This is a genomic window from Phenylobacterium sp. (genome assembly GCF_046291545.1).
Taxonomy (GTDB): Bacteria; Pseudomonadota; Alphaproteobacteria; order Caulobacterales; family Caulobacteraceae; genus Phenylobacterium.
The window spans coordinates 15,306-41,220 of sequence record NZ_JBKBSM010000003.1 but is presented as its reverse complement, the minus strand read 5'-3'; the positions used below and the strand labels follow the sequence as shown (position 1 = coordinate 41,220).

The 25,915-nt window shown below is 71.8% G+C and carries 29 protein-coding genes and 1 riboswitch; of the genes, 18 read left to right on the top strand and 11 right to left on the bottom strand.

Annotated elements, in window-relative coordinates:
* Window positions 1–11 precede the first annotated feature (11 nt).
* The gene (locus tag ACK4YQ_RS09680) at window positions 12–941 is read left to right on the top strand and encodes a beta-xylosidase (protein WP_409610783.1); all 930 of its coding nucleotides are present in this window, start codon (window positions 12–14) and stop codon (window positions 939–941) included.
* On the opposite strand, the gene ACK4YQ_RS09675 is transcribed toward ACK4YQ_RS09680, so the two are convergent.
* The 8 genes from ACK4YQ_RS09675 to ACK4YQ_RS09640 form a co-directional block, all read right to left on the bottom strand.
* Complete coding sequence (locus ACK4YQ_RS09675) at window positions 887–1,927, bottom strand: Gfo/Idh/MocA family protein (protein WP_409610781.1); 1,041 nt, start codon at window positions 1,925–1,927, stop codon at window positions 887–889. The two genes, ACK4YQ_RS09680 and ACK4YQ_RS09675, sit on opposite strands and share 55 nt — an antisense overlap.
* Entirely contained in the window at window positions 1,924–2,961 is a 1,038-nt protein-coding gene (locus ACK4YQ_RS09670) for an MDR/zinc-dependent alcohol dehydrogenase-like family protein (RefSeq protein WP_409610779.1), read from the bottom strand. The genes ACK4YQ_RS09675 and ACK4YQ_RS09670 overlap by 4 nt, the downstream gene beginning before the upstream one ends.
* A 3-nt stretch (window positions 2,962–2,964) precedes the next feature.
* On the bottom strand, window positions 2,965–3,153 hold the full coding sequence (locus ACK4YQ_RS09665; RefSeq protein WP_409610777.1) for a DUF3008 family protein: 189 nt from the start codon (window positions 3,151–3,153) through the stop codon (window positions 2,965–2,967).
* Window positions 3,154–3,302: 149 nt separating this feature from the next.
* On the bottom strand, window positions 3,303–3,698 hold the full coding sequence (locus tag ACK4YQ_RS09660) for a DUF6491 family protein (protein ID WP_409610775.1): 396 nt from the start codon (window positions 3,696–3,698) through the stop codon (window positions 3,303–3,305).
* Between the two features lie 20 nt (window positions 3,699–3,718).
* Window positions 3,719–4,108 carry a hypothetical protein gene (locus ACK4YQ_RS09655; RefSeq protein WP_409610773.1) on the bottom strand — a complete coding sequence of 130 codons (390 nt, stop codon included), beginning with the start codon at window positions 4,106–4,108 and terminating at the stop codon, window positions 3,719–3,721.
* Between the two features lie 129 nt (window positions 4,109–4,237).
* On the bottom strand, window positions 4,238–4,435 hold the full coding sequence (locus ACK4YQ_RS09650) for a hypothetical protein (RefSeq protein ID WP_409610771.1): 198 nt from the start codon (window positions 4,433–4,435) through the stop codon (window positions 4,238–4,240).
* Window positions 4,436–4,561: 126 nt separating this feature from the next.
* Entirely contained in the window at window positions 4,562–4,870 is a 309-nt protein-coding gene (locus ACK4YQ_RS09645; RefSeq protein WP_409610769.1) for a hypothetical protein, read from the bottom strand.
* Window positions 4,871–5,034: 164 nt separating this feature from the next.
* The gene (locus ACK4YQ_RS09640; protein WP_409610767.1) at window positions 5,035–5,298 is read right to left on the bottom strand and encodes a hypothetical protein; all 264 of its coding nucleotides are present in this window, start codon (window positions 5,296–5,298) and stop codon (window positions 5,035–5,037) included.
* Between the two features lie 342 nt (window positions 5,299–5,640).
* Here ACK4YQ_RS09640 and ACK4YQ_RS09635 point away from each other — a divergent pair, with 342 nt between their 5' ends.
* The 15 genes from ACK4YQ_RS09635 (at window position 5,641) to ACK4YQ_RS09565 (ending at window position 21,137) form a co-directional block, all read left to right on the top strand.
* A complete protein-coding gene (locus tag ACK4YQ_RS09635) occupies window positions 5,641–7,104 on the top strand; it encodes a hypothetical protein (protein WP_409610765.1) in 1,464 nt (487 codons plus the stop codon).
* Window positions 7,105–7,174: 70 nt separating this feature from the next.
* Entirely contained in the window at window positions 7,175–9,772 is a 2,598-nt protein-coding gene (locus ACK4YQ_RS09630; RefSeq protein WP_409610763.1) for a TonB-dependent receptor domain-containing protein, read from the top strand.
* Window positions 9,773–9,945: 173 nt separating this feature from the next.
* Window positions 9,946–10,794, top strand: coding sequence for a type II secretion system protein N (locus ACK4YQ_RS09625; protein ID WP_409610761.1), 849 nt, complete (start codon window positions 9,946–9,948; stop codon window positions 10,792–10,794).
* Window positions 10,791–12,815, top strand: coding sequence for a type II secretion system secretin GspD (gspD, locus tag ACK4YQ_RS09620; protein WP_409610759.1), 2,025 nt, complete (start codon window positions 10,791–10,793; stop codon window positions 12,813–12,815). The genes ACK4YQ_RS09625 and gspD overlap by 4 nt, the downstream gene beginning before the upstream one ends.
* Complete coding sequence (gene gspE, locus ACK4YQ_RS09615) at window positions 12,812–14,314, top strand: type II secretion system ATPase GspE (RefSeq protein WP_409610757.1); 1,503 nt, start codon at window positions 12,812–12,814, stop codon at window positions 14,312–14,314. The genes gspD and gspE overlap by 4 nt, the downstream gene beginning before the upstream one ends.
* Window positions 14,301–15,518, top strand: coding sequence for a type II secretion system inner membrane protein GspF (gene gspF, locus ACK4YQ_RS09610; RefSeq protein ID WP_409610755.1), 1,218 nt, complete (start codon window positions 14,301–14,303; stop codon window positions 15,516–15,518). Before gspE ends, gspF begins: the two co-directional genes overlap by 14 nt.
* An 11-nt stretch (window positions 15,519–15,529) precedes the next feature.
* The gene (gene gspG, locus ACK4YQ_RS09605) at window positions 15,530–15,967 is read left to right on the top strand and encodes a type II secretion system major pseudopilin GspG (RefSeq protein ID WP_409610753.1); all 438 of its coding nucleotides are present in this window, start codon (window positions 15,530–15,532) and stop codon (window positions 15,965–15,967) included.
* The gene (locus tag ACK4YQ_RS09600; RefSeq protein ID WP_409610751.1) at window positions 15,939–16,406 is read left to right on the top strand and encodes a GspH/FimT family pseudopilin; all 468 of its coding nucleotides are present in this window, start codon (window positions 15,939–15,941) and stop codon (window positions 16,404–16,406) included. Before gspG ends, ACK4YQ_RS09600 begins: the two co-directional genes overlap by 29 nt.
* Window positions 16,387–16,785: a type II secretion system minor pseudopilin GspI gene (gene gspI / locus ACK4YQ_RS09595; protein WP_409610749.1), complete on the top strand. Its 399-nt coding sequence runs from the start codon at window positions 16,387–16,389 to the stop codon at window positions 16,783–16,785. Before ACK4YQ_RS09600 ends, gspI begins: the two co-directional genes overlap by 20 nt.
* Window positions 16,782–17,357 (top strand): type II secretion system minor pseudopilin GspJ, encoded by a 576-nt coding sequence (gene gspJ / locus ACK4YQ_RS09590; RefSeq protein ID WP_409610747.1) that lies wholly within the window; start codon window positions 16,782–16,784, stop codon window positions 17,355–17,357. Before gspI ends, gspJ begins: the two co-directional genes overlap by 4 nt.
* Window positions 17,354–18,388, top strand: a complete 1,035-nt coding sequence (gene gspK / locus ACK4YQ_RS09585; protein WP_409610745.1) for a type II secretion system minor pseudopilin GspK — start codon at window positions 17,354–17,356, stop codon at window positions 18,386–18,388. Before gspJ ends, gspK begins: the two co-directional genes overlap by 4 nt.
* Window positions 18,385–19,500 (top strand): type II secretion system protein GspL, encoded by a 1,116-nt coding sequence (gene gspL / locus ACK4YQ_RS09580; RefSeq protein WP_409610743.1) that lies wholly within the window; start codon window positions 18,385–18,387, stop codon window positions 19,498–19,500. Before gspK ends, gspL begins: the two co-directional genes overlap by 4 nt.
* Complete coding sequence (gspM, locus tag ACK4YQ_RS09575; RefSeq protein WP_409610741.1) at window positions 19,497–19,976, top strand: type II secretion system protein GspM; 480 nt, start codon at window positions 19,497–19,499, stop codon at window positions 19,974–19,976. Before gspL ends, gspM begins: the two co-directional genes overlap by 4 nt.
* The gene (gene gspN, locus ACK4YQ_RS09570; RefSeq protein WP_409610739.1) at window positions 19,973–20,707 is read left to right on the top strand and encodes a type II secretion system protein N; all 735 of its coding nucleotides are present in this window, start codon (window positions 19,973–19,975) and stop codon (window positions 20,705–20,707) included. The genes gspM and gspN overlap by 4 nt, the downstream gene beginning before the upstream one ends.
* The gene (locus ACK4YQ_RS09565; protein WP_409610737.1) at window positions 20,694–21,137 is read left to right on the top strand and encodes a hypothetical protein; all 444 of its coding nucleotides are present in this window, start codon (window positions 20,694–20,696) and stop codon (window positions 21,135–21,137) included. Before gspN ends, ACK4YQ_RS09565 begins: the two co-directional genes overlap by 14 nt.
* Here the strand turns inward: ACK4YQ_RS09565 and ACK4YQ_RS09560 are convergent.
* On the bottom strand, window positions 21,134–21,889 hold the full coding sequence (locus tag ACK4YQ_RS09560) for a prepilin peptidase (RefSeq protein WP_409610735.1): 756 nt from the start codon (window positions 21,887–21,889) through the stop codon (window positions 21,134–21,136). The two genes, ACK4YQ_RS09565 and ACK4YQ_RS09560, sit on opposite strands and share 4 nt — an antisense overlap.
* A gap of 22 nt (window positions 21,890–21,911) precedes the next feature.
* Window positions 21,912–22,442 (bottom strand): recombinase family protein, encoded by a 531-nt coding sequence (locus tag ACK4YQ_RS09555; protein WP_409610733.1) that lies wholly within the window; start codon window positions 22,440–22,442, stop codon window positions 21,912–21,914.
* A gap of 286 nt (window positions 22,443–22,728) precedes the next feature.
* On the opposite strand from ACK4YQ_RS09555, the gene ACK4YQ_RS09550 reads away from it, so the two are divergent.
* On the top strand, window positions 22,729–23,046 hold the full coding sequence (locus ACK4YQ_RS09550) for a hypothetical protein (protein WP_409610731.1): 318 nt from the start codon (window positions 22,729–22,731) through the stop codon (window positions 23,044–23,046).
* A 6-nt stretch (window positions 23,047–23,052) separates the two neighbouring features.
* On the opposite strand, the gene cobU is transcribed toward ACK4YQ_RS09550, so the two are convergent.
* Window positions 23,053–23,565 (bottom strand): bifunctional adenosylcobinamide kinase/adenosylcobinamide-phosphate guanylyltransferase, encoded by a 513-nt coding sequence (cobU, locus tag ACK4YQ_RS09545; RefSeq protein ID WP_409610729.1) that lies wholly within the window; start codon window positions 23,563–23,565, stop codon window positions 23,053–23,055.
* A gap of 37 nt (window positions 23,566–23,602) precedes the next feature.
* Window positions 23,603–23,791: riboswitch (cobalamin riboswitch) on the top strand.
* A 146-nt stretch (window positions 23,792–23,937) separates the two neighbouring features.
* Between cobU and ACK4YQ_RS09540 the strand changes: the two genes are divergently transcribed.
* The gene (locus tag ACK4YQ_RS09540) at window positions 23,938–25,911 is read left to right on the top strand and encodes a TonB-dependent receptor plug domain-containing protein (protein ID WP_409610727.1); all 1,974 of its coding nucleotides are present in this window, start codon (window positions 23,938–23,940) and stop codon (window positions 25,909–25,911) included.
* The last annotated feature ends 4 nt before the right edge of the window (window positions 25,912–25,915 follow it).

Genomic DNA, 25,915 nt, shown 5'->3' with positions numbered 1-25,915 from the left:
AGGGGGAGCCGATGCTGGAAGCGGTGAAGATCTGGAACGAACCGAACAACAAGTCGCATTGGGACCCGGTGCTCGATCCGGACTGGGCGATTTTCTCGCAGATGACCTGCCTGGCCGGCCAGGCGATCGCCGCCGAGGCGCCCGAACTGCCGCGGGTGCTGGGGGGCGTTTCGCCCATCGATCCGCATTTCCTGAGGGCGCTCGAGGCGAGAGGCGTGATGGAGCACGTCGACGTGCTCGCCGTGCACGGCTTTCCCCTGGACTGGAACCTGTGGCGGATCGACGAGTGGCCGGCCCGGCTGGCGGAGATTCAGGCTCTGACCGACAAGCCGGTATGGGTCACCGAGGCGGGCGTCTCCAGCTTCGGCGCCGAGGAGGTGCAGGCCTGGGGGCTGCGGCGGACCGTCGAACTGCTCGCCGGGCGCACGCCGCGCATCCACTGGTACAGCCTCTATGACCTGCCCAGCGCCTGGGAGGCGACGACCCGGCACAAGGAGGCGGAAGGCTCCTCCTACTATCGGCACTTCCACATGGGCCTCCTGCGCGAGGACGGGACGCCCAAGCAGGCGCTGGCCGCCTTCGCCGAGCACGCCCACGACCTCGGCGTCTGCCAGTGGTTCCACTTCGAAGACCATCGCCTCGACGACGCGGTCGCATGGCTGCGGAGCCTGGGGGTTCGCAAGCTGCGCACGGGGCTGTCCTGGGCGGACGTCTTCCGTCCCGGCGCGCTGGACTGGTTCGACCGGCAGATGGAGGCGCTCGCCGAGTTCGACGTGACGCTCACGTTCTGCTTCACCCCCGAGCACCGCGGGATCGAGCCGCATCACACCAGCCCGCCGCAGGAGCCGGCTGAGTTCGCCGATTTCTGCGCCCAGATGGTCCGCCGCTACGCCGCCGCCACGGGCGTGAGCCGCCCGGCCGAGGCGGTCGCGGCGCTGTAGATCGCGTCGAGGCCCGCGGCCAGGGCGACCAGGTCTTCGGCCTCGGGGTCGAAGCCCGGGGCCGTCGCCAGCCGGCGCGCCCAGGCCGCGGCGGCCCGGCCGCCCCAGGCGTCCGGCGGCGAGACCAGGGTCTCGGTTCTGCATCCCAAGAGGCGTTCGGCGACGAAATCGTAGAACGAGCCGTTCAGGTTGCGCATGCGCATCCCGCCGTTCTCGCCGTAGAAGGCGGCCGAGATCTCGGCGTCCTGGCCCGCGTGCAGCCGCCAGGACGTCGTGACGCGGACAATGCAGCCGCCGGCCAGGCGCAGGCTCGCCGTCGCAAAGTCCTCCACCCCGTCGTCCGGGCCGCGCCAGGCCGCCCCGCCGCGCGCCAGGGCGCCGCTCGCCTCGACGACCTGCGGATAGCCCAGCACCCACAGCGCCAGGTCCACCAGGTGCACGCCCAGGTCCATCAGGCAGCCGCCGCCAGCCAGGACGGGGTCGTAGAACCACGCCTTGTCGGGGCCGTAGGCGTTGTGGAACGTCAGGTCGACCGCGAACACGCGCCCAAGCTGGCCCTCGCGAACCGCCCGGCTGATCGCCTGCATGGCCGCCGTGCGGCGGTAGGAGAGGTCCACCTGCAGCAGGCGGTCGGCCCTGCGCGCCGCGCCGACCACCTGCGCCGCCTCGTGCTGGGTGCGGCCGAGGGGCTTCTGGCAGAAGACGGCGGCGCCGGCCTCCAGCGCGGCCACCGCCTGCGCCGCGTGCAGGGCGCTCGGCGTGGCGATCACCACCCCCTCGGGGCGAAGGTCCAGCAGCTCCTCCAGGCTGGCGAGCCGCCGCGCCTTGGGCGCCAGCGCCATCGCCTCCCGGGCGCTCTCCTCCGCCGGCTCGACCACGCCGATGGGCTGGACCGCGCCGGTCTCCAGCATCGCGGCCATGCGGTTGCGGCCGATCCATCCGACGCCCACGAAGCCGACGCGGGCCGGCCGCACGCCGCCGCTCACGGCGTCACCACCGCCTTCAGGAACCCGTCGGGACGGTCGCGGGTGGCGTCCAGGGCCGCGCCGAGCTGATCCAGCGGATACTGGTGGGTGATCAGCGGGCCGGGATCGATGATCCCCTGCCGCCAGGCCTCAATCGCCCGCCTGACGCCCTCCACATAGGCCGCCTGATCGCGCTCATGGGCGTTGACGACGTCGAAGCCCCGCCAGTTCCACATCTGCATGTCGACCTGGCGCGGGCCGTCCTGGTGGTATCCGGCGATGATCAGGCGGCCCCGTTCGCCGGTGAGCTGGGCGGCGAGGTCCAGGGTGGCCTGCTTTCCGGCCGCCTCGATCACCCGCTCGCAGAGCCGGCCGTTCGTCAGCTCGCCCACCCGCGCGACGACGGCGTGGGGATCGTCGGACTCGAGCGTCTCGTCCGCGCCGTTTCGTCGTCCGACCTCCAGGGCGTATCCGCGGCGGGAGACGGCGATGACCCGCGCCCCCTTGTGCTTGCACAGGGAGGTCAGCAGGGCGCCGATGAACCCCAGGCCGACGATGGCGACGGTCTGGCCGGGCTGGACGTCGCTGCGGGCGAAAACGTTCAAGGCGCAGCCAAGCGGCTCGCCTGGAACCGGGCCGGCCGGCAGGTCCGGCGGCAGCCGGACGAGCGCGCTCGCCTCGGCCACGTCGAACTCGGCGAAGGCGTGGTGCGACACCGCGGCCACCCGATCGCCGACCTCAAGCCCGGAGACCTCGGGGCCCAGGGCGTCCACCACGCCCCAGGCCTCGTGACCGAGTTGCCCGGGCGCGGTGGGGAACGTCATCCAGTCCGGGCCGGCCCAAGGTTCCAGGTTGGAGGCGCAGACCCCGCATCCCTGGACGCGGATTCTGGCCTGGCCGCGACCGGGCTCGGGAACGGGAACCTCCTCGATGCGCATCTGTCCAGGGCCGGTCAGGACGGCCGCACGCATGGTGGAGACAGGCGCGGGACGGCCGTGGCCGGCGGCGTCGGCGCGGGCGGATCGGGCCTCGTCGGCGCTGAGCGTGGTCGCCACGGATCAGTCCTTGGAGACGTGTTCGGGTTTGCCCTTGCGCTTGGTCGAGGCCATGTCCTCAAGCTCGGACTCGCTCATCGACTTGTACATCGACTTGGAGGCGCCCTGCAGGTCGCCAACCTTGGTGTCGCCGCGCTTGGCCGAGAGCGCGGCCCCCGCCGCCTTCTGCTGGGACTTCGACTTCGCCGGCATCGTGCTCTCCCGTTCTGGCCTATGCGCGCGGACAACAATTAAGGCGCCCAGCGGTTCCACCGAAGCGGTGGCGGCGGGGGCGTTCAGGGCGAGGCGGCGAGGGGCCGCCGGAGGCGGTCGGTTTCGCCGGCGGGAGGAGTCGCCGCCGGTCAGGGCTTCTGGGCGGCGGGCAGGGCGGCGACCTGGGGCGGCGTCAGCTTCGTGATGGTGCGCACCGGGCAGCGCGTCGGCCCGATCGCGGACGGGGCGATGACCATGGCGTCCAGGCCCGAGCAGATCCAACTCGTCCCGCGGGACTGGATCACCACTTCGGTCGCCCAGTCGATGTCCGGGCACGGGCCCAGCAGGTCGAGGCGATAGTAGTCGTTCACGCCGACCCGGATGTTCACGGCGCGCTCGTCGACGGCGGCGAAGCCGTTGATGTTCTGGGCGTAGAAGCACTGATGCGGCGCGCCCGACGCCATCGGGCGAGGGGCGCCGCCGGCGCAGGCGGACAGGGCCGCGGCCGCCGCTGCCGCCGCGGTCCAGGTGACCGACAAGGTCATGTCGCGCTTCCCCCTCATGGTCAGCGCAGGGCCTGGGCGGTTTCGACCGACCCGTGGAGCGAGACGCCCGACGGGAGCGGCGCCGCCGGACTGACGCTGACCCGGCTGGCGTCGAAGAAGAGGCAGTTGCCTGGCGCCAGCACCGCGGTTGCGTCGTCCCAGGTGATCTTCAGCGGCACGTCCTTGGCGGGCGGCGCGCTGGCGTCCGTCCGGCGCGGCAGGCAAAGCCGCACGTCCCTTGGACTCGAGTAGTGGATGATCTCCCGCGCGTCCTGGCTGTTCAGGTAAAACTCCCCGGGCGGGGCGCTGAGTTGTCCGCGCCGTACGAGCGGGTCGCTGACCTGGGCGGCTGCGGCGGATGCGGCAAGGCCGGCTCCCGCCGCGAGGCAGGCGATCGATGAGGTGCGCATCTGTATCTCCCCTGTAGTGAAAGAACGACGTTCGCCGTTCGCCGGGGATACGGATCAGCCGCGATAGGGTTCGGGCGGGCCGAAACCCGCAAGTTCACAATCAGTTTTCCCGGAGCCGCCGGTTGGGGCCTAGCGCTGCGGGCGCAGGCGTTCCTCGATGCGATCGTGGGTCTTCCCGTAGCTTTCCGGGTGGGCGTACTGCTCACGGGTGGCTTCTTCGGTAAGGGCGTCGTTGGCGCGATTGCGCGAGCGGTTGCGCATCACCGCATAGGCGATGACGACGCCGAGGATCAGGGCTCCTACGGCGAAGAACAGTTCCCAGCTCATGTTTCCTCCATTGGCTGCGCGGCGCCCCGGGACCGGGGCCCTGCGGTTGGCGTGCTAGGCCAACGGCAGGGCGGGCCGCCGGTTCCGGGCCGCCGCCGGCCGGGCGCCCGCGGGCGCCCTTGGCGGTCAGTAGCGGGGGCTGCCGTCTTCCCAGTAGTAGCGGCGCGTGGCGGGGTCGTAGAAGTAGTACCGCCGCGCCTGCTCGTCGTAGTACTGGCGCCGGTTCACGTTGTCGGTCTGAGGCGTGGTGGCCGCGCCCAGGGCCGCGCCGGCCGCCCCGCCCACCAGGGCGCCGGTGACCGAACTGTCCACGGCCGCGCCGACCGCGGCGCCGGCGAGGCCGCCGGTCGCGGCCCGTTCGGTCATGGTGGTTCCGCACGCCGCTAGCGCGAGGGCGGCTGCGCCCAGCAGGCCCGTCTTGGCGATGGATGTCATGGCGATTCTCCCGATCGACTTCCGATCAAGGGGAAATCCGCCGCGCCGCGGCCTGTTCCACCGGGGCCAGCGGCGGGAGGGCTGCAAGGGCGATGGCGCCCAAAATGCCACACCCGCCGACATTGTGACGCCTTGTCGCCGCCGAAGCGGCGGCGGATGCGCCCTCAGGCCTCGGTCCAGACGCCCAGGCGATGTCCGCGACGGCGCAGCGCCACGATGCCGGCGCCCGTCAGCACGTAGTCGCGCCGCCGCACGCCGTCTTCGATGGTGTCCGCCCGGCGCAGGAGCCCGGCCTCGCGAAGCCCCTCGGCCGCCGTCCGGCGGCGGGCCGCCGCATCGGTGGTGTCGCCCAGGGCAAGGCGCACAAGGCCCTCGCGCGCCATTTCAGACAGGAGGTCGTTTTGTTCGGTCGTCAGTCGCAGGACCATGGCCATTTCCGATTTAATTCGCGCAAGGGGCCAGATGTCGGAGGCGGTCGCTCAGGCGACGCCTCGGCGGATGAAGCATAAAAATCGTCCGTACAAAGATTAAATAACCCATTTTACAGGTTACGCCTCTTGTGCGTCCCGACAAGTGCCTCGCTTGTGCGCCCCGCCTAGTACCAATCGCGTTGGCCGGCCGCAACAATCCTGTCGCAAAACATTCGACCAGTTGTCACCTGGGGCGCCTAGAAGGCCAGCCGGGGCAGGCGGGCGGCCGGGGCTACAGCAAGGACTGGGAGCTGAGCCGGGTCTCGCGTGCGCCATCGAAGAGCCACGGTGGAGAGAACGATGACCGGCCTCACGAACTTCAGAACCATCCTGATCACGTCGCTCAGCGCGCTCACCCTTGCGGCTTGCGGCGGCGGCGGCAGCGACGTCGCCTCGCCCGGCGAGGGCAGCTTCGGCGCGACGCCCCCCGCCAGCGGCGGCTCCGGCGGCGGCTCCAGCGGCGGGTCCGGCGCGGCCAGCGACTGCCCCACCGGCTTCACCAACGTCGGCACCGTGGCCAACGGAACCCTGCGCAACTGCCAGCTGCCGTCCTCGATCACCGGGTCGCTGACGGTCCCGCTGCGCTCGGGCACGGTCTACTCGGTCAGCGGCCGGGTGGATGTCGGCGCCGACCAGGGCGGCGCCTCGGCCTCGCCGAAGGCCGGCGCGGCCAAGGGGGTGCTGACCATCGATCCGGGCGTCCGGATCTTCGGCTCCTCGGGCCTGGACTACATCGTCGTCAACCGCGGCTCGCAGATCTTCGCCGACGGCACGGCCGCCCAGCCGATCGTCTTCACCAGCAAGCAGAGCATCGAAGGCACGACCGGCGTCGACTCGATCGGCCAATGGGGCGGCCTGGTGATCCTGGGCCGCGCGCCGATCGCCAACTGCCCTGGCACGGTGACCCCCGGCTCGGCCACCTGCGAAGCCCAGGTCGAAGGCACCAACGCCTTCTACGGCGGTGACTCGGCCACCGACAATTCGGGCGTCCTGCGCTACGTCCGCGTCCAGCACTCGGGCTTCCAGATCCTGCCGAACAACGAGCTGAACGGCATCACCATGGCAGGCGTCGGCTCCGGCACGACCCTGGACTACGTGCAGGTGCACAACAGCTCCGACGACGGCATCGAGTTCTTCGGCGGCACGGTCAACGGCAAGCACATCGTCCTGACCGGCAACGACGACGACAACCTCGACACCGACGTCGGCTTCAAGGGCGCCCTGCAGTTCATCATCCTGGTGCAGCGCGACAACGGCGGCGACCGCGGCATCGAGTCCTCGGACGCCAGCGCCAAGGCCCTGTCCAATCCGAAGTTCGCCAACTTCACCTTCGTGATGCGCGGCGCCGGCGGCGTCGGCGTGCTGGCCAACACCGGCACCAACGACATCCTGCTGAACGGCGTCATCACCACCAAGAACCGCGCGGCGGGGACCTGCGTCGACATCGACGACGCCACCAGCAAGGCCACCTTCCAGTCGGTCTACCTCTCGTGCCCGACGGCCTTCACCGACGACAGCAGCGTCAACGCGGCGGCGGCGGCGGCGATCTTCAACGCCGGCTCCAACAACACCGCCAACGGCACGTCGACCCTGACGAGCACCTTCATCAACGGCGCCAACGAGACCGCGGTCACGCCGGTGGCCAACATCTCCACCTACTCCTCGGCCCTCACCCAGGTGACCTACATCGGCGCCGTGCGGAACTCGAGCGACACCTGGTGGCAGGGTTGGACCTGCGGCCTCGCCTCCGGCTCGTCCTGCTGATCGGCCATCCGGCGGCCCCTGCGAGGGGCCGCCGGATCCCTTCGCCGCTGACACACACAAGGCATCGATCATGAAAAGACTTCACCTCTCGTTGGCCGCCGCCCTGCTCGCCACCTCCGCCCTGATCGCGCCGCAGGCCGCCTTCGCGCAGGACGCGCCGGCGGAGGGCGAAGTGGACGAACTGGTCGTCCTGGGCCGCTTCATCCCCGACGTCATGCGCGAGACCTCCGAGGTCGCCACCGTGCTGACCGCCGAGGATCTGCAACGCTCCGGCGACGCCACCGCCGCGGTGGCGCTGACCCGCGTCTCCGCCGTCAGCCTCGTGAGCGGCCGCTTCGTCTACGTCCGCGGCCTGGGCGAGCGCTATTCCTCGGCCCTGCTGAACGGATCGCCGCTGCCCAGCCCCGAGCCGCTGCAGCGCGTGGTGCCGCTCGACCTGTTCCCGTCCAACATCCTGGCCGGCACGGTCGTGCAGAAGACCTATTCGGCCAGCTATCCCGGCGAGTTCGGCGGCGGCGTGATCGACCTGCAGACGGTCGCCATCCCCGTGCAGCGCTTCCTGTCGGTCGGCGCCAGCATCGGCGGCAACACCGAGACCACCCTGCAATCCGGCCTGGTCTACTACGGGTCGGACACCGACTGGACCGGCTACGACGACGGCACCCGCAAGGTGCCGGGCCTCGTGCGCCAGGCGTTCGCCAACAAGCAGCGCATCAACGAAGCCAACTTCAGCGACTATGAGCTGCAGCTCATCGGCCGCTCGTTCGTGAACGCGCCGCTGAACCTGCTGCAGAAGGAAGACAAGATCGACGTCGACTACTCGATCGACGTCAGCGGCGGGGACTCCTACGACCTCGGCTGGGGCTCGCTGGGCTACATCGCCGTGGTCGGCTTCGACAACAGCTGGCGCACCCGCGAGGGCGTGCAGCAGGAGGGCCTGGTCCAGGGCTCGGACATCGAGGTCCGCACCGACTACGACTTCACCTCGACCCAGAACGACGTGACGCTGAACGGGCTCTTGGGCGCGGGCCTCGACTGGGGCCAGAACCAGCTCAAGTGGACCACCCTCTACGTCCACAACACCACCAAGAAGGCCCGCAGCCGCGCCGGCAACGACGAAGCCGCCGGCGCCAGCGTGCGCGACGACTACACCGAGTGGTTCGAGCGTTCGCTGCTGAACAGCCAGCTGACCGGCAAGCACGAGTTCGGCCAGCTTGAAGTCGACTGGCGGGCCGCCTACGCCAAGAGCACGCGCGATGCGCCCTACGAGAAGGGCATCCGCTACCGTCTGGTGAACGGGGTCTACCTGCACAACGCCTCGCAGGAGCAGAACTACACCCGCTTCAGCGAGGTGGAGGACAAGGTCCTGTCGGGCGGCGTGGACGTGAAGTACACCCTGCCGCTGTCGGAAGCCCGCGAGGCCGTGTTCAGCGCGGGGGTGGCGCGGACGGACAACGACCGCCACGCCGAATCCCGCGAGTTCCGCTTCCTGGCCCTGAACTCGGCGCTGCCCGTCGAGGTCCAGGGCGAGCGGCCGGACTACCTCCTGTCGGACTACAACATCGGCCCCGACCGGCTGGTGATCCGTGAGACGACCGGGGCCGAAGGCGCGGCGGCCTACGCCGGCAACCTCGAGGTGAACGCCGCCTACGTCCAGGTGGACGCCGAGGTGATCCCGCTGGTGCGTGCGGCGGTCGGCGTGCGCTACGAGGACGCGACCCAGAGCGTGCAGCCGCTGGACCTGTTCGGCGGGGCCAACCCGGCCGCCCCGGCGCCGCTGGAGAACGCCTACTGGCTGCCGGCCGCCACGGTGACCTGGAACTTCGCCGAGGACATGCAGCTTCGCGTCGGCGCCTCCAAGACGCTGGCCCGCCCTCAGTTCCGCGAACTGGCGCCTCAGCAGTACCTGGACCCGGACAGCGACCGCCTGTTCATCGGCAACCCGTACCTGGTCGACACTGAGCTGACCAACTTCGACGCCCGCTTCGAGTGGTACTTCGACAACGGCCAGTTCTTCACCATCGGCGCCTTCTACAAGGACATGGAAAAGCCGGTGGAGTCGGTGGTCAACGAGTCCGGCTCGGCGGTCCAGCAGACCTACATCAACGCGCCCAAGGCTCGCCTCTACGGCGCCGAGATCGAGGTCAAGAAGGTGTTCGAGCCGATCGGCGAGGCGGCTTGGCTTGCGTCCAAGCGCTGGCTGATCCAGGCCAACTACACCTACGCCAACTCCGAGGTGCAGGTGGACGCCGGCGACGTGGTCTATCCCCTGGCCGGCGGCGGGGCGTCGCGCCCGGCCACCGACTATGTGGACGACGGCGACAAGCTCCAGGGCCAGTCGGATCACACGGCCAACCTCCAGTTCGGCTTCGAGGACGCAGAAGCCCGTTCGCAGGCGACGATCCTCGTCACCTATGTGAGCGACCGCATCTCGGCCCGCGGCCGTCCTGGCCAGCCTGACCTGGAGCAGAGCCCCGGCACGATGGTGGACTTCACCTACAACAAGGAGTTCACCGCCTGGGAACGCGACTTCTCGTTCGGCTTCAAGGCCCGCAACCTGCTGGGCGAGGAGTTCGAGGAGTTCCAGCAGCTGGGTTCGGGCCGGGTGGACAACCTGCGCTACGACCTGGGCCGCAGCTTCTCGGTGAGCCTGTCGACCAAGTTCTAGAACCTTCAGAAGGCGGACGGCTTCACGCCGTCCGCCGCCACAGGCGTTCGACGCGCGCTTCGGTCCCCGGGGCGCGCGTTCGTCATTGTAATGTCATCGAAGTTTCACGGGACTTTGCGCCAAGTGACAGATGCTCCGCGCGCCCGGGCATCGGGCATCGCAGGGGCGTTTTGTTGAATTTCCTCGGTTTTCCAAACATCGGCGCGCGAGGGGTCAGGCGGCTCGTCACCGGGCTGGAGGCGGGGCTTGTCATCGTTCTGGCGGTGCAGGCGGCCCGGATCGCCTGGATTCTCCTGGCGCCGCCCGGCCCGATCGGCCAGGCGCCGCCCCCCGCACCTGAGGCGAAGGGCGCCGCCGACCTGGCGATCCTGGCGCGCTTCGATCCGTTCTTCCGGGCGGACGCGGGCGGCGCGGCGCCTCCCGCCGGGGCGACGGCCGCCCAGGACGCCGGCGGACTGCGCCTGTTCGGGGTCCGCGCGGACGGCTCCGGTTCGGGCTCGGCGATCATCCGCACCTCGGCCGGGCGCGAGGCCTCCTTCGCCGTGGGCGAGGAGGTCGAGCCGGGCCTGGTGCTGCGCGAAGTGGCCGACGACCACGTGATCCTGGCCCGCGGCGGGGCGCGCCAGCGGCTCGAGTTCGCCCAGTTCGCCTCAACTTTTGCGCCCGCCGCGCCCGTCGCGGCCGCGGCCGGCGCCGCCGCTGCGCCACAGCCTCCCGCCGGGGCCGCCGGCCAGGCCGTCCCGGCGCAGCAGCTTCTGTCCGCCGCGGCGCTGTCGCCGCGGATGAAGGACGGGCGCGAGCAGGGCTATCGGGTCACCCCGCGCGGCGCGGCCGGCGCGGACATCCTGGCGCGCGCGGGCCTGCAACCGAACGACGTCATCCTCAGCATCGACGGGGAGGGGTTCAACGCCGAGCGCGCCCAGGACCTCCCCGACACGCTGGCCAAGTCCGAATGGGTCGATCTGCGCGTCGAGCGCGGCGGCCAGACCATCACCACTCGCGTACGGATCGCTCCCCGTTGAAACGACTGATCGCCACCGCGTGCCTCGCCGCGGCCGTCGGCTTCGCGCCGGCTCCGCCTGTCCTGGCGCAATCCAAGGGCCAGGTGCTGAACCTGCAGGACGCGGACATCCGCGCCTTCATCCAGGACGTGGCCCGCGCCACCGGCCAGACCTTCGTCATCGACCCGCGGGTGCAGGGCAAGGTGACCATCGCCAGCCAGGAGCCGCTGTCGCGCACCGAGCTGTTCGAGGTGATGCTCTCGACCTTGCGGGCTAACGGCCTCGTCGCCGTCCCGACCGGCGGCGGGACCTATCGCATCGCCCCCGAGGAGGGCGCCGCCCAGCAGGCCGCCAGCGTCGGCGGCGGCGCAGGCCTTGGCTTCTCCACCCAGGTGTTCCGCCTTCGCACCCTGGACGCGGCGTCGGCGGCCGAGACCCTCAAGCCGCTGATCGGGCGCAATGGCGTGATCATGCCGAGCCGGCGCGGCAACCTGCTGGTCGTCGCCGACTATGCGGACAACCTGCGGCGGATGCGCAGCCTCCTGGCCCAGATCGACGCCGATCGCAGCGTCACCGAGATGATCGGCCTGCGCTCGACCTCGGCGCGGGAGGCGGCCTCGGTGGTCAACGAACTGCTCAAGGCGCCGGGCGAGGACGCGGGCGCGCGCAACGGCGTGGTCTCGGTCGTCGCCGTGGAGAGCAGCAATTCCCTGATCCTGCGCGGCGATCCGGAAGCGGTTCGCCCGATGGCCGCCCTGGTCCGGGACCTCGACCAGCGGGCCGAGACGGCCGGCGACGTGCGGGTGGTGCGCCTGCAGCACGCCAGCGCCGAGCAGCTCGTGCCGGTCCTGCAGCAGATGGTCGGGCAAAGCGCCAGCGGCGCCGCCGCGGCGGACGGCGAGGGCGAGGCCGCAAAGGCCTCCACCGGCGCGGCCGCGCCGGTGGCGGTCGGAACGGGCCGGGCCAACATCGCCCGCTTCCCCGGCGCCAACGCCATCGTCATCGCCGCCGACCCCAAGCTGCAGCAGACCCTGGCCGAGGTGATCCGCCAGCTCGACCTGCGCCGCGAGCAGGTGCTCGTCGAGGCGATCGTCGTGGAGGTCTCCGACGATGCGGCCAAGGCGCTCGGCGTGCAGTTCGCCATCGCCGGGCAGAACGGCTCCAGCGTGCCGTTCACCGCCACCAACTTCTCGAACGCCTCGCCCAACCTCCTGACGTTGCTGGGGGCCGCGGCGGCGACGGACAAGCTCGGCGAGGACTCCACCGTCGCCCAGTCGCTGCAGGCGGCCGCGGCCGAAGCGCTGCTGGGCGCCAAGGGCCTGATCACCGGCGGCTGGGGCGAACTGAACGACGACGCTCTGTTTGGACTGATCATCAACGCGGTGAAGAGCGACACGGCCTCGAACCTGCTCTCCACGCCCTCGATCATGACCCTCGACAACCAGGAGGCCTCGATCCTGGTGGGCCAGGAGGTGCCGATCACCACCGGCGAGGTGCTGAGCGACTCCAACTCCAACGCCTTCCGCACCGTGCAGCGCCAGAACGTGGGGGTGCAGCTCGAGGTCAAGCCGCAGATCAACGAGGGCGGCACGATCACCCTGAACCTGCGCCAGGAGGTCTCCAGCGTCGCCGGGCCGGTCTCCTCGTCCTCCGACGAGCTGATCTTCAACAAGCGCGAGATCCAGACCACGGTGAACGTCGATGACGGCGACATCATCGTGCTGGGCGGCCTTCTGGACCAGAACGAGCGGGTCTCCGTGGAGCGCACGCCGTTGCTGGGCGACATCCCGGGCGTCGGCAACCTCTTCCGGTCGACCTCGCGTGAGCGCGCCAAGACCAACCTGATGGTGTTCATCCGCCCGACGATCGTGCGTGACGCGGCCGGGGCCCGGGCGGTCACCGCGCCGCGCTATGGCTACATCCGCGACCAGCAGGCCGCCGCCGCCCGCGACGGCGTGGGCGACCTGGACTGGCTGGTGCGCGAGTACATGGGCGCCGAGCCCCTTACGGCGGCGCCCCCGCCGCCGGCTCGCCCGCAATGACCGGCGCCGATTCCGGAGCGGCGGCGCCGAAACTGGCCTACGCCTTCGCCAAGCAGCACGGCGTCGTGCTTCTGGGCCTGGGCGCGCAGGCTCACGTCGGCCTTCGCGACGGCGCCGATCCGCTCGCCCTGCTCGAAGCGCGGCGGGTCCTCGGCCGTCCGCTTCAGGTGGAGCGTATGCCGCGGGCGGAGTTCGAGCGGCGGCTGTCCCACACCTATGCCGGCGACGGCCTCGCCGCCCCGGGCGCCGACGACCTCGACCTGCCGGGCACGCTGGAAGGCCTGGTCGAGGACATTCCGGCCGCCGCCGACCTGCTGGACACCCAGGACGACGCTCCGATCATCCGCCTGATCAACGGCCTGATCGCCGAGGCGGCGCGCACCGGCGCCTCGGACATCCACATCGAGCCCTTCGAGACCGCGCTCGCCGTTCGCCTGCGGGTGGACGGGGTCCTGCGCGAGGTGCTCAGCCTCTCGCCGCGGCTCGCGCCCCTGATCGTCTCGCGGGTCAAGGTGATGGCGCGCCTGGACATCGCCGAAAAGCGCATCCCGCAGGACGGGCGCATCTCCCTGGCCCTCGGCGGGCGCTCGCTCGACGTCCGGGTCTCGACCCTGCCGTCGCGGGCGGGCGAGCGGGTGGTCATGCGGATCCTCGACCAGGAGCAGGCCGGGATCGGCCTGGCGGACCTCGGCATGAGCCCGCCTACGCTGGCGGCGTTCCGCGCGGCCCTCGCCGAACCCAACGGCGTGATCCTGGTCACCGGCCCTACGGGCTCGGGCAAGACCACCACCCTCTACGCCGGCCTGCGCGAGCTGAACGACACGAGCCGCAACATCCTGACCATCGAGGATCCCGTCGAATACGCGGTGACCGGCGTCGGCCAGACCCAGGTCAACACCAAGGTCGGCATGACCTTCGCCGCCGGCCTGCGTGCGATCCTGCGCCAGGACCCGGATGTGGTGATGGTGGGCGAGATCCGCGACGTCGAGACCGCCCAGATCGCCGTACAGGCCAGCCTCACCGGCCACCTGGTCCTGTCGACGGTGCACACCAACGACGCCGCCGGGGCGATCACGCGGCTGCGGGACATGGGGATCGAGCCGTTCCTGCTCGCCTCAACCGTGCGGCTGATCATGGCGCAGCGGCTGGTGCGGCGGCTGTGCCCGGAGTGCCGCAAGCCCGAGCCGGCCTCGCACGCCGCCGCCGCCCTCGTCGGTCTGCCCGAAGGAACGCCGCTGTTCCGGCCCGTGGGCTGCTCCAGCTGCAGCCACACCGGATACTCGGGGCGTATCGGCGTCTACGAGGCGATCCGCGTCGACGACAAGATCCGCGCCCTGATCAGCGAGAGCGCGGACGAGGCGCAGATCGCCGCCGTCGCCTTCGCCAGGGGCTCGCCCCTGTCGCAGGAGGCGCGGGCCTATGTGGCTGCCGGGATCACCACGGTGGAAGAGGCGGTCCGGGTGACCCGGCAGGAGACGGCGGACAGTGTCGGCGTTTGAGTACCAGGCGCTCGACGCCCAGGGGCGCACACGCACGGGGGTCATCTCGGCCCAGACCGAGCGCGCGGCCAGGCAGGAGCTGCAGGAACGCCGCCTGGCGCCGGTGAAGCTGGCGCCCGCGCGTCCGGCCGCCCAGAGCCGGCTGGGCGCCCTGGGGCGGCTGGGCCAGCGGCTGGACGCGCGGGCTCTGGCCCTCGTGACGCGCCAGCTCGCCACGCTGATCGCCGTGGCGCCGCTGGAGGAGGCGCTCAGGACCATCGCCCTGCAGGCCGACCGGCCCGCCGTGCGCCGTGTCCTGCTGGCGACCCACGGGGCGCTGCTTGAAGGCCATCGGCTGTCGGCCGCCATGGCCCGCCAGGGCGCGTCGTTCCCGCCGCTCTACCGGGCGATGGTCGCGGCGGGCGAGGCCTCCGGTTCGCTGCCCTCGATCCTGGAGCGCCTGGCCGACCTCCTGGAGCAGGAGCAGCAGGCCCGCGGCAAGGTCCTGACCGCCGTGGTCTATCCCGCGGCCCTGGCGATCACCGCCCTGGTGGTGATCGTCGCCCTGATGACCTTCGTGGTGCCCAAGGTGGTGGACCAGTTCGACAGCATGGGCGCGACCCTGCCGCTGCTGACGCGGGTGATCATCGCCATTTCCACCGGCGTGCGCGATTTCGGCTGGCTGGCGCTCCTGGGCCTGGCCGGCGGGGCCTTCCTGCTCGGCCGCGCCTTGAGGGCGCCGGCGTTCCGCCTGCGTTTCGACGGCGCGCTCCTGCGCCTGCCGGTGCTGGGCAAGCTGATGCGCGACCTGCACGCCGCGCGCCTCGCCCGCACCCTGTCGACCATGATCGCCGGCGGCCTGCCGATCCTCGAGGGGCTGGTGATCACCGCGCCCACCGTGCGCAACCGGGTGCTGCGCCAGGCGACCGAGGAGATGGCCGCGGTCATCCGCGAGGGCGGCAGCCTGTCGACGGCGCTGCGGCGCGCAGGGGTCTTTCCGCCGCTCCTGATCTACATGGCCGCCAGCGGCGAGACGAGCGGACGCGTCGACCTGATGCTGGAGCGCGCGGCCGAGTACCTGGAGCGCGAGTTCAACACCTTCACCTCGGTGGCGCTGAGCCTTTTGGAGCCGGCGATCATCATCGTCATGGGCGGGGTCGTGGCCCTGATCGTCCTGTCGATCCTCTTGCCCATCCTGCAGATCAACACCCTTGCGTTCAGCTGATGGAGGACCGCATGCACGAGCCCGAACGGCCGCCGGCGGAAGCCGGCTTCACCCTCCTGGAGCTGATGGTCGCCATCGTCATCCTGGGCCTTCTGGCCACGGTGGTGATGATCAACGTGCTGCCGAGCCAGGACCGGGCGATGAAGGAGAAGGCCAAGGCCGACGTCGCCGTGCTGGAGCAGGCGATCGAGAGCTACCGCCTGGACAACTTCACCTTCCCGACGACGGACCAGGGCCTTGGCGCACTGACCGCGCCCCCGGCCGGCCTGGCGCGGGCCGACCGCTACCGTGAGGGCGGCTACATCCGCCGTCTGCCGGACGATCCCTGGGGCAATCCCTATCAGTACGCCTATCCGGGCGAGCACGGCCGCTTCGACGTCTATTCCTATGGCGCGGACGGCCGCAAAGGCGGCGAGGGCGATGACGCCGACATCGGCAACTGGAGCTGAGGCCGAGGCGGGCTTCACCCTGGTCGAGCTGATGGTGACGCTGTTCGTCATCGGCCTGGCCGGGGCCGCCGTCGTGCTGACGATTCCCGATCACCGGCCGCCGGTCTCCGAGGAGGCCGAGCGCTTCGCCGCGCGCCTGACCCGCGCCAAGGAAGAGGCGGTGCTGACGAACCGGTCGGTGGACGTGGCCGTCACCGGCGCCGGCTATCGGTTCCGCGTCTATGTGCGTGGCGCCTGGGCGCCGCTGGCGGAAAAGCCGTTCGGCGAGGCGCGCTGGAGCGAAGGACTGAAGGCCAGCCTCGAGGCCGACGGCGGCCGCACCGGCGTGCGCTTCGATCCCACAGGCGGCGCCGATCCCGCCGTCATCACCCTGACCCGCGAGGCGCGCCGCGCCCGGGTGTCCGTCGACGAGGCCGGCAATGTGCGCGTCGAGGGCTGAGGCGCCCCGCCGCCGGCGGGCCGAGGAGGGGTTCTCCCTGATCGAGGTGATGGTCGCCCTGGCCGTCTTCGGTCTGGCGGTGCTCGCCCTGCTCAACCTGGCCGGCGAGAACACCCGCACCGTGTCCGCCGCCGAGACGCGGGTTCTGGCCCGGGTGGTCGCCGACAACCAGGCGATCGAGGCCCTGACCAGCCCGCTGCCGCCGGCGGTGGGCGCCGTGCGCGGCGAGGAGCAGGCGGGCGGCCGGCGCTGGCGCTGGACCCGCCAGGTCTCGCGCACCGGCGATCCGCAGATCCTGCAGGTGGCGGTGCGGGTCGCCGATCCTTCCGGCCGGCGCACCGCGGCCGAGGTGGTCGTCTTCCGGGGGCCGGGCCGATGAAGGGCTTCACCCTGATCGAGGTGATGGTGGCCTTGCTGATCTTCGGCCTTGTGGCCGCGGCGGGCGTCGCCGTCATGGGCTTCAGCGTCGACAACCAGCAGGCGGTGCGCGGGCGCACGGCCGAACTGGGCCAATTCCAGCGCGCCCGCGCCCTGATCGCCGCCGACCTGCAGCAGGCCGCGGGCCGGCGCACCCGCGAGGCGACCGGCGCGGCGCGGCCCGCCTTCGCTGGCGGCGGGCAGGGCCCCCTGGTCAGCCTGACCCGGCGCGGCTGGGACAATCCCGACCAGGCCCCCCGGGCCTCGCTGCAGTACGTGGAGTACAGCCTGGAGGACGGCGCCCTAGTGCGCCGCGCGCGCTCGGCCCTGGACGGCGCCGAGCTCGGCCGCCCGCAGGTCCTGCTCCGGGGCGTGCGCAGCGCCAGGACCGCGTTCCTCACCCGCGGCGAATGGCTGGAGGCCTGGACGTCCAGCCCTGCAGCGGTGCTGCCCGAGGCGGTGCGGCTCGACCTGGACGTGGCCGCGGTGGGCGAGGTGCGCCAGCTCTTCCTCCTGCCGGGAGGCGCGCGATGAGGCGTCCCGACGAAAGCGGCATGGCGCTGCTGGTCGTGCTGCTGCTGGTGGCGGTGATGTCCGCCCTGGCGGTGAGCGTCCTCGACGACATCCGCTTCGCTCAGCGCCGCACCCTCAACGCCGAGGCGGTGGACCAGGCGCGCTGGTACGCCATCGGGGCCGAGACCCTGGTCGCCGTGCAGGCCCGGCGGATGGCCCTGCTCGACCCGACCTCCTCGGCGGCCGGCGAGTGGAGCGGGCGCGTGTTCCGCTTTCCGGTGGAGGAGGGCGCCATCCAGGCGCGGCTCTCGCCCGGGGCGGACTGCTTCAACCTCAACAGCGTGGTCCAGGGCTACGGCGAGGTGCTGAAGCCCCGGGACGCCGGCCGACGGCAGTTCATCGCGCTCCTGACGGCCCTGAAGACCGGGACGGGCGAGGCCGAAGCCCTTGCCGCGGCCCTGACCGACTGGATCGACAGCGATCAGATCCGCCAGAGCGGCGGCGCCGAGGACGAGGCCTACGCGCGGGGCCCGAGGCCGTACCGCACCGCCGGAACCCTGGTCGCCGAGGTCAGCGAGCTGCGCGCCGTGCGCGGCTTCACCCCCGACGTCTACCGCCGCATCCGGCCCTATGTGTGCGCGCTGCCCACCTCGGACCTGTCGCCCATCAACGTGAACACCCTTTCGGCGGACAAGGCGGTGCTGCTGGTCATGCTGACCGACGGGGCGCTCAGCCTGGACCAGGCGCGCCAGGTGATCGCCGGCCGCCCTGGCGGCGGCTGGAGCGACGCCGCCGCGTTCTGGCAGTCGGAGGGCATGTTCGCCGCCATGGAGCGCATGGCCAGCCTGGAGCTGACCGGCGGCGGCGCGGCGGCCGGACGGACCGATTCGCTCAATGCGGTCTTTAATCAGGTCGCCCTTCGCCCCCGCTACCTGACGCTGGACACTGAGGTCGCCTATCGCGGCGCCGAGGTGGTTTCGAGCGTCCTTTTCGAGATCGACCCCGCCGGCGAACCCCGCCTGGCGGCCCGACGCTGGACCCGTGACGAATGACCCGAACCCGTATCGTCTTCCTGCCCTCGGCGGCCGAGGAGGCTCCGTTCCAGCTGGTCCTGGCGGCTGGGGGCGGCGTGCTGGAGCGAGGCGTCCTGCAGCCGCTGAACCCGGCCGAGGCGGCCTCGGCCCGCTGCGTGCTCGTGATCCCTGGCGTCGAGGTGACCGTGCGGTGGGTGAACGCGCCGACGCGGAACCTCGTGCAGGCGCGCGCCGCCGCCGCCCTGGCGCTGGAGGATGAGCTCGCCGCGCCGGTCGGCGAGGCTCACCTCGCCCTGGGGCCGCTGGAGGCCGACGGCCGGCGGGCGGTCGCGGTGGTCGATCCGAAGCTGCTGAGCGGCTGGCTGGCGCGCGTGGCCGGCTACGGCCTCTCGCCGGACGTGGCGACGCCGGAGGCGCTGATGCTGCCGGAGCCCGGCGAGGGCGAGCCCCTGAACCTGGCGCGCGCGCCCGGTCGGGCGGCGCTCCGAGGATGGCGCCAGGCCTTCTCGGTGGAGGAGCCCCTTGCAGCCCAGCTGCTGGAGGGACGAGAGACCCGCGAGCCGGACTCCGCCGAGTTGGAGCAGGCGATGGCGCAGGCGGCCGCCGCGCCGGCGGTGAACCTGCTGCAGGGCGCCTTCGACCCGGCCCGCGGCCAGGGGCTGAAGCCGAGGGACCTGCGCCTGGCGGCCGTGCTCGCCGCCCTGGTCCTGGCGAGTCCGCTGCTGGTGATGGCCGCGCAGGTCGTGCGCCAGGAGAGCGCCGCCCGCAGCCTGGAGCGCCAGGCGGCCGAGCTCGCCGCCACGGTCCTGCCCAAGGGGACGGCCGTCGAGGACCCGGCCATGCAGGTCGAGGCCCGGCTAGCCCAGGCGAGGATCGGCGCGGGGGCCGGCCCGACGGGCCTTGCGGCCCAGCTCTTCGCGGCGGTGGAGGCGCTGGACCAGGGGCAGGTGGAGAGCCTCATCTCCATGCCTGACGGCGCCATGCGCGCGACGGTCAGCTACGCCAACTACTCCGATATCGACGGCCTTTCGGCGGCCATGCGCCGCGCCGGCGTGACCGTTCGCCAGGAGGGCGCGCGCGAGGAAGCCGGGCGCGTGGTCAGCGACATCATCCTGGGAGCCCGCCCATGAACAGCCTGGTGCAGCTGTGGAGCGCGCGCAGTCCGCGCGAACAGGCGATGCTGGCCGTGCTCGGCGCCCTTTGCCTCGGCCTCGCCGGCTGGTTCGGCCTGGTCGAGCCGCTGCGCGCGGCCCGCCAGGCTTCGGCGGCCAGGCTCGAGCGCGCCGTCGAGACCCGGCTGGTCGTGGCGCGGGCGACGGCCGAGATCGCCGACCTCGAGCGCGCGGCCCGGCCGGCGCCCTCGGCGACCCCCGTCGACGCCGCCGTCAGCCAGGCGGCCGAAGCCGCCGGCCTCACCCTGGCGCGGGTGGAGGTCGAAGCCTCCGGCGGGGTGCAGGCCGTGCTGGAAGGCGCCCCGTCGACCTCGGTGTTCCCCTGGCTGCTGGCCTTGCAGCGCGAGCACGGCGTGGTCGCGAGCCACCTCACCGTGCTGAAGGGCGACGGCGGCGTGGACGTGGACGCCACCTTCGTGCGGGCGGGCCCGTGAGCGCCGTCCGGCTCGGCCTCGTCTTCGGATCGGCCGCCCTGGTCGCCGCCGTCGCGCTGTTCCCGCTGCGGCTGGCGCTGGACTGGAGCGGGGCGAGCGCCGCCGGCCTCTTCGCGCGCCAGGTGGAGGGGCCCGTCTGGGCGGGGGAACTGCACGACGCGAGCCTCGCGGGGGTTCCGCTGGGCGTGGTGAAGGCCGGGCTCGACCCCCTGGCCCTGGCGACGGGCGCCGTGCGCCTGCGCTTCGATGCCCGCGGCGCGGTGTCGGGCGGCGGCAAGGTGGGGTTCGGCGGCCGGGGGATCGCCCTGGAGGGCGCCGACCTCGAGGCCCCGCTGCTGACGGTGTTTCCCGGCCTGGCGCTCCGGGGCCGACTTCAGTTGAGCGACGCCGCCGTACGCTTCCAGTCGGGCCGATGCACGGCGGCGCGCGGAGGGGCGGTGATCGACCGGCTCGGCGTGGGCGCGCGTGGCCCGGACGTGCCGGGCCTGCAACTCGCCGGCCGTCTCGGCTGCCGGGACGGCGCCCTGGTCATCCCGCTCACCGGCCAGTCCGCAGGCGTGCGCTTCGACGGCAGCCTGCGGGTCGAGGGCGCCGGCGCCTGGCGCCTGGAAAGTCGTGTGCGCGTCACCGATCCGACCGTGGAGGCCGCCCTGGGGCTGTCGGGCTTCGGGCGCACCCTCGACGGTTTCGGCCGGGTGGATCAGGGACGGCTCGGCCATGCGGGCGCCTAGGATCCTTGCCGCCGTCGCCTGTGCGGCGCTGCTGCTGGCCGCCGCCGCGCCGGCGCCTGGCCTGCCGTTGCAGGAGCTTCCGCCGCAGGCGCTGAAGCGGGGCGACTGCGCCCTCGTCCTCTGGACCCGCGCTCCCGACGCCCGGCGTATCGTCATGGTCCTGGAGGGGCCGCCGCGGGCGCGCATCCGCCTTTCCGGACGGACCCTGGACCTGGCGCGGGTGTCGGCCCAGGGGACCAGCGTCGCCGGCCAGACCGCGCGGCAGGTCTACGAGGGCGAGGGGCTGCGGCTCAGTCTCGACCTGGATCTGACCGGGCAAAGGCCCACGCCCGGCGGCGTGGTCATTCCCGACGGCGCGTTGGAGTTCAGCGACCCGTCCGGCTGGAGCGTGGTGGCGCCCGTCGGCGGCCTGATCGCCTGCGAGCCCTAAAGCCCCAGGGGGCCGTAGAGCCAGGTCAGCCAGACGCCTAGCGCCAGGAAGACGCCGAAGGGCGTGGGCGTGTCGGCCGCCACGCGGCGTCCCGCCAGCCGGGCGACCAGCAGCGCCAGGATTCCGCTGAGCGCGGCGATGACGAGCACGCTCGGCAGGCCGATCCAGCCGGTCCAGGCGCCGGCGCCCGCCGCGAGCCAGGCGTCGCCGCCGCCCAGGCCGATGCGGCCGCGCAGCCGGCGGTAGGCGAAGCCGATCACGCTGAGCGCCAGATAACCGATCGCCGCCCCGAGGGCGTGGTGAAACAGCGGCTCGACGCCCAGCGCCGCCGCCAGGGCCAGGCCCGATCCGATCAGGGGCAGGGTCAGCACCCGGGGCAGCCAGAAATGCTCGGCGTCCAGCAGCGCCAGGAGCAGCAGTTGCCAGGCCAGGATCGAGCCGATGAGCACGGCGGGGCCGGACAGGACGAGCGCCGCCCACAGCGCCAGGCCCGCGGCGGCCAGCTCGACCGCCAGGTGACGGGCGCCGATCGGCTCGCCGCAGGTACGGCAACGCCCCCGCAGGACGAGGTAGCTGACGATCGGCACAAGCTCGAGCGGCCCCAGGGTGCGGCCGCAGTGGTCGCAGGCCGAGCGCGACACGGCCACCGGCCGGCCAAGGGGCATCCGCTGCGCGGCCAGCGCAATGAAACTGCCGATGATCGGCCCGAGCGCCACGCTCGCTATGGCCCAGAAGAGATGGTCGATCCCCATGGGGCGCGAAATGCGCAGGTCCTCAGCGGCCGATCAACTGCCAGACGTCCTCGGGGGAGAGCTGGAACAAGAGGCCGATGGAGCGAAGGGACGCGCCTTCCCCGTGCAGCTTGCGGGCGTAGTCGATCTGATAGGGCGACAGCGGATTGCGGCTGCCTCCGCCGATGCGGCCTCGCGCCCGCGTGGCTGGCGGAGCCGGGCGGCGGCTCTCGTGGTCGGCCAGCAGGTTGAGCGCCCCGATCAGCTCCTCGCTGGGCGAGAGGGTGACGCTGTCCGTCCGGGACGAGGCGATGGTGATCCTGGCGCCGAGCTCCAGGAGATTGCGCAGGGTCTGCACCAGATCGCCCGTGCTCTTCAGGAAGACCACCAGGCTCTGGACCACCACCTCGTCTCCGTTCTTCACGCTGAAGAGCAGCCGGTCGATGCGGTGGGCGGCGTCGGGGGTCGAGCCGCGCTCCTGGATGATGACGTCGCAGCCCCTGGATTCCAGAAGTTCACGCTGCTCGGCGGGAGGCGGAAGGAACGAAGCGTCGCGAATGATGCCGTAGCGCATGGGCGTCCAGCCGGCCCGCTCGCTCGGGCGGTCATGGGCCGGAAACCTTGAAGGTGAGCCGCGCTTATTCCGGGGTTGCGCGACACTTGCGTGACGCGTCCGTGAAGACTCCGCGATGGAGCCGCCGCCTTGTCGTGACAGGCGAGCCGAGGGCCGAACGACGCCATGCGACGTCATGAAGCATTCATTCATTTGTCGCAAAAACTTCACATAAGCCGCGACCGGCGCCAATGTGGCCCGCAACCGGCCCGTTCCGGCTCAAGAACAAGACCTGGAGGACGACGTTATGCGGAAGGTTCTGATCAGTGCGGCGCTCGCCGCCGCGCTCGCGACCCCGGCCCTGGCCACCACCGCCCCCTCCGCGGAGGACGCGGCCAAGAACGCCGCCGCCCGGGAAGGCGCGGCGCCCGCCAAGGCCCGCATGCTCTATGTCTGCGACACCTCGGACCTGACCCGCCGTTCCTTCGAGCGTGCGCACGGCTCGATGGAGTTCGTGACGGCCGAGGCCGTCGCGCGCGACAAGGAGGCCTGGGCGAACCCGCGCTGCATCAGCCGGGTCGAGTTTCAGAAGCTGCAGCAAACCGTCGCCAGCAGCGGCCGGTAGGGGCGTTCAGCCCTTCAGCACCAGCGGCAGGCCCGCGACCACCAGCACCACCCGGTCGGCGGCCGCGGCCAGCCTTTGATGCATGAACCCCGCCTCGTCCCTGAAGCGGCGGGCGAGGGCGTTGTCCGGGACGATCCCCTGGCCGACCTCGTTCGACACCACCAGAAGGCGCGCTGGGCTGGCCGAGAGCGCCGACGCCAGCCGCGCCAGGTTCGCGCCGACATCGGCCTCGTCCAGCATCAGGTTGGACAGCCACAGGGTCAGGCAGTCGACGACCGCGACATCGTCCGGCGCCAGGCCGCAGACGGCCCCCGCCAGGTCGCGCGGCGCCTCCAGGGTCGCCCAGGCCGCGTCGCGTTCGGCCCGATGGCGGGCGATCCGCTCGGCCATCTCCGAATCGTGGGCTTCGGCCGTCGCGATCATGACCAGACGGCCGCGGCGGGGCGCGGCTTCGGCTTCGCGCCGGGCGTAGGCGCTCTTTCCTGACCGGGCGCCGCCGAGGACCAGGGTCCAGGCCATCCACACTCCTGAATTGACGAGCCCGCACGCGCCGCCTAATGCGGGCGTCGCGACAGGTTCCCCGCAAGGGGATCAAAAGGGAACTCAGGTGCAAGACCTGGGCTGCCCCCGCAACTGTAAGCGGCGAGCCCGCGCGTCATATGCCACTGGACCTTGGTCTGGGAAGGCGACGCGCATCGGCTGTGACCCGCGAGCCAGGAGACCTGCCTGACGCGGTCGTCCTTCGTCCGGCCGGGGTGCGCCGAGCGAACGGGGTGTCCCGAGAGACGACGCTGTTGGACCGCGCGCGGGCGCGGGCCGTCCGGCGTGCGTCAGCCTCCGGCCCGGCCTTCTTCCGCGACGGTCCGTCGTCAGGAAGAGGGGGATGACCCGATGAAGACCGTTCTGATTTCCACCACCGCGCTCGCCGGCGCGCTGATCCTGGCCGCGCCCGCATGGGCCGACGAGCGCCCTGCACCCGAACCGGACGCCGCCGGCGCCGAAGCCGCCGCGGGGCTCAGCGAACTGGTGGTCACCGCGACCCGCTCGCCCCAGGCCGCCGACCGGATCGGCCAGTCGGTGACGGTGCTCGACGCCGAGGCGATCGCCGCGAGCCAGGCGGTGATCGCCTCCGACCTCCTCGGCCGTACGCCGGGGGTCAGCGTCACCCGCAACGGCGGCGTCGGGGGGGCGACCCAGTTGCGTATCCGCGGCGCCGAGACCGACCAGACTGTGGTGGTGGTCGATGGCGTGAAGCTGAACGACCCGTCCTCGACCGGCGGCGGCTACAACTTCGCCAACCTGGTGATCGGCGACGTGGCGCGGATCGAGGTGCTGCGCGGCGCCCAATCCACCCTGTGGGGCAGCCAGGCGATCGGCGGGGTCGTCAATCTGGTCACCGCCGAACCGAGCAAGCCGTTCGAGGGCTCGGTCGCCGTCGAGGGCGGCTCGGACGGCACAGCCTACGCCCGCGCGGCCGCAGGCGGCGCCGGCGAACGCCTGGTCTGGCGCCTGGCTGCGAGCCGCTACGTCACCGACGGCGGCGCTTCCTCCTACGCCAGGGGCGATGAGGACGACGGCTATCGCAACACCCAGGTCAGCGGGCGCGGCCGGGTGATCCTGGGGCCGGCCGCCTCACTCGATCTTCGGGCGCTCTATTCGTCGGGCCGCAACGACTTCGACGGCTTTCCGGCGCCCGCATACGTCTTCGCCGACACCGCCGAGCATGGCGAGACGAAGGACCTGGTCGCCTACGCCGGATTCAACGCGGCGCTGTTCGACGGGGCCCTGAAGAACCGGCTGGCCTACGGCTACACCCGCACCGACCGCGACAACTTCAATCCCGACCAGGCGAACACCGACCACACCTTCGACGCCCGCGGCGAGAACCGGCGGCTGGAGTACCAGGGCGTACTGGCGTTCGGGCGGACCTGGTCGGCCACCTTCGGGGCGGAGCGGGAGGAGGCGAAGATGCGCACCGCCTCGCCCTCGGCGTTCGATCCAGATCCCACGCCCGCGCGCTCCGAGGCCGTGATCGAGGGGGTCTACGCCCAGGCCCACGGCGAACTGAAACCGGGACTGACCCTCACCGCCGGGCTGCGACGGGACGAGCACGACACCTTCGGCGGCAAGACCGTGGGTCAGCTTGCGCTCGCCTGGTCGCTGAACGAGGGCGCCACGGTGCTCCGGGCCAGCTTCGGCCAGGGCTTCAAGGCGCCGACCCTCTACCAGCTGTACAGCCCGTACGGGAATCGCAGCCTCGAGGCGGAGGAGGCCGACTCCTGGGACGCGGGGATCGAGCAGCGGCTTGCGGACGGACGCCTGCGGGTCTCGGCCATTTGGTTCCAGCGCAGGACGACGAACCAGATTGACTACTTCAGTTGCACCGGGGGCGCCGATCCCCTGTGCGTCGTCGATGGCGTGGCCCGCTTCGGCTACTACGCCAATGTGGCGGCGGCCGACACCAAGGGGGTCGAACTGTTCGGCCAGGCGGACCTCGGTCGGATCACCATCGATGCGAACTACACCTGGACCGACGCGGAGAACCGCTCCCCCGGGAGCAACGTCAGCAGGAACCTGACCCGCCGGCCCAAGCACCAGGCCGACATCGCCTGGACCTACACCTGGACCGCCGGCCCATCGGCGACGGCGCAGGTGCGCTATGTGGGCGAAAGCTTCGACAACGCCTCGAACAGCAACCGCATCAGCGGCTACACCCTGCTCGATCTGCGCGGGGCCTGGCCGGTGGGCGAGCGCGTCGAGCTCTATGGCCGGATCGAGAACCTGCTCGACGAGGAGTACGAGACGATCCGCAACTACGGCGCCCTTGGGCGTGGGGTCTACGCCGGTGTGCGGGCGAGGTTCTGAGGCG

Bases quoted from the DNA above. Each gene is read 5' to 3' on its own strand.
- ACK4YQ_RS09680 (WP_409610783.1), top strand. From the start codon at position 12: ATGCTGGAAGCGGTGAAGATCTGGAACGAACCGAACAACAAGTCGCAT.
- ACK4YQ_RS09665 (WP_409610777.1), bottom strand. From the start codon at position 3,153: ATGCCGGCGAAGTCGAAGTCCCAGCAGAAGGCGGCGGGGGCCGCGCTC.
- ACK4YQ_RS09660 (WP_409610775.1), bottom strand. From the start codon at position 3,698: ATGACCTTGTCGGTCACCTGGACCGCGGCGGCAGCGGCGGCCGCGGCC.
- ACK4YQ_RS09655 (WP_409610773.1), bottom strand. From the start codon at position 4,108: ATGCGCACCTCATCGATCGCCTGCCTCGCGGCGGGAGCCGGCCTTGCC.
- ACK4YQ_RS09650 (WP_409610771.1), bottom strand. From the start codon at position 4,435: ATGAGCTGGGAACTGTTCTTCGCCGTAGGAGCCCTGATCCTCGGCGTC.
- ACK4YQ_RS09645 (WP_409610769.1), bottom strand. From the start codon at position 4,870: ATGACATCCATCGCCAAGACGGGCCTGCTGGGCGCAGCCGCCCTCGCG.
- ACK4YQ_RS09640 (WP_409610767.1), bottom strand. From the start codon at position 5,298: ATGGTCCTGCGACTGACGACCGAACAAAACGACCTCCTGTCTGAAATG.
- ACK4YQ_RS09635 (WP_409610765.1), top strand. From the start codon at position 5,641: ATGACCGGCCTCACGAACTTCAGAACCATCCTGATCACGTCGCTCAGC.
- ACK4YQ_RS09630 (WP_409610763.1), top strand. From the start codon at position 7,175: ATGAAAAGACTTCACCTCTCGTTGGCCGCCGCCCTGCTCGCCACCTCC.
- gspE (WP_409610757.1), top strand. From the start codon at position 12,812: ATGACCGGCGCCGATTCCGGAGCGGCGGCGCCGAAACTGGCCTACGCC.
- gspG (WP_409610753.1), top strand. From the start codon at position 15,530: ATGCACGAGCCCGAACGGCCGCCGGCGGAAGCCGGCTTCACCCTCCTG.
- ACK4YQ_RS09600 (WP_409610751.1), top strand. From the start codon at position 15,939: ATGACGCCGACATCGGCAACTGGAGCTGAGGCCGAGGCGGGCTTCACC.
- gspI (WP_409610749.1), top strand. From the start codon at position 16,387: ATGTGCGCGTCGAGGGCTGAGGCGCCCCGCCGCCGGCGGGCCGAGGAG.
- gspJ (WP_409610747.1), top strand. From the start codon at position 16,782: ATGAAGGGCTTCACCCTGATCGAGGTGATGGTGGCCTTGCTGATCTTC.
- gspK (WP_409610745.1), top strand. From the start codon at position 17,354: ATGAGGCGTCCCGACGAAAGCGGCATGGCGCTGCTGGTCGTGCTGCTG.
- gspL (WP_409610743.1), top strand. From the start codon at position 18,385: ATGACCCGAACCCGTATCGTCTTCCTGCCCTCGGCGGCCGAGGAGGCT.
- gspM (WP_409610741.1), top strand. From the start codon at position 19,497: ATGAACAGCCTGGTGCAGCTGTGGAGCGCGCGCAGTCCGCGCGAACAG.
- ACK4YQ_RS09565 (WP_409610737.1), top strand. From the start codon at position 20,694: ATGCGGGCGCCTAGGATCCTTGCCGCCGTCGCCTGTGCGGCGCTGCTG.
- ACK4YQ_RS09560 (WP_409610735.1), bottom strand. From the start codon at position 21,889: ATGGGGATCGACCATCTCTTCTGGGCCATAGCGAGCGTGGCGCTCGGG.
- ACK4YQ_RS09555 (WP_409610733.1), bottom strand. From the start codon at position 22,442: ATGCGCTACGGCATCATTCGCGACGCTTCGTTCCTTCCGCCTCCCGCC.
- ACK4YQ_RS09550 (WP_409610731.1), top strand. From the start codon at position 22,729: ATGCGGAAGGTTCTGATCAGTGCGGCGCTCGCCGCCGCGCTCGCGACC.
- cobU (WP_409610729.1), bottom strand. From the start codon at position 23,565: ATGGCCTGGACCCTGGTCCTCGGCGGCGCCCGGTCAGGAAAGAGCGCC.
- ACK4YQ_RS09540 (WP_409610727.1), top strand. From the start codon at position 23,938: ATGAAGACCGTTCTGATTTCCACCACCGCGCTCGCCGGCGCGCTGATC.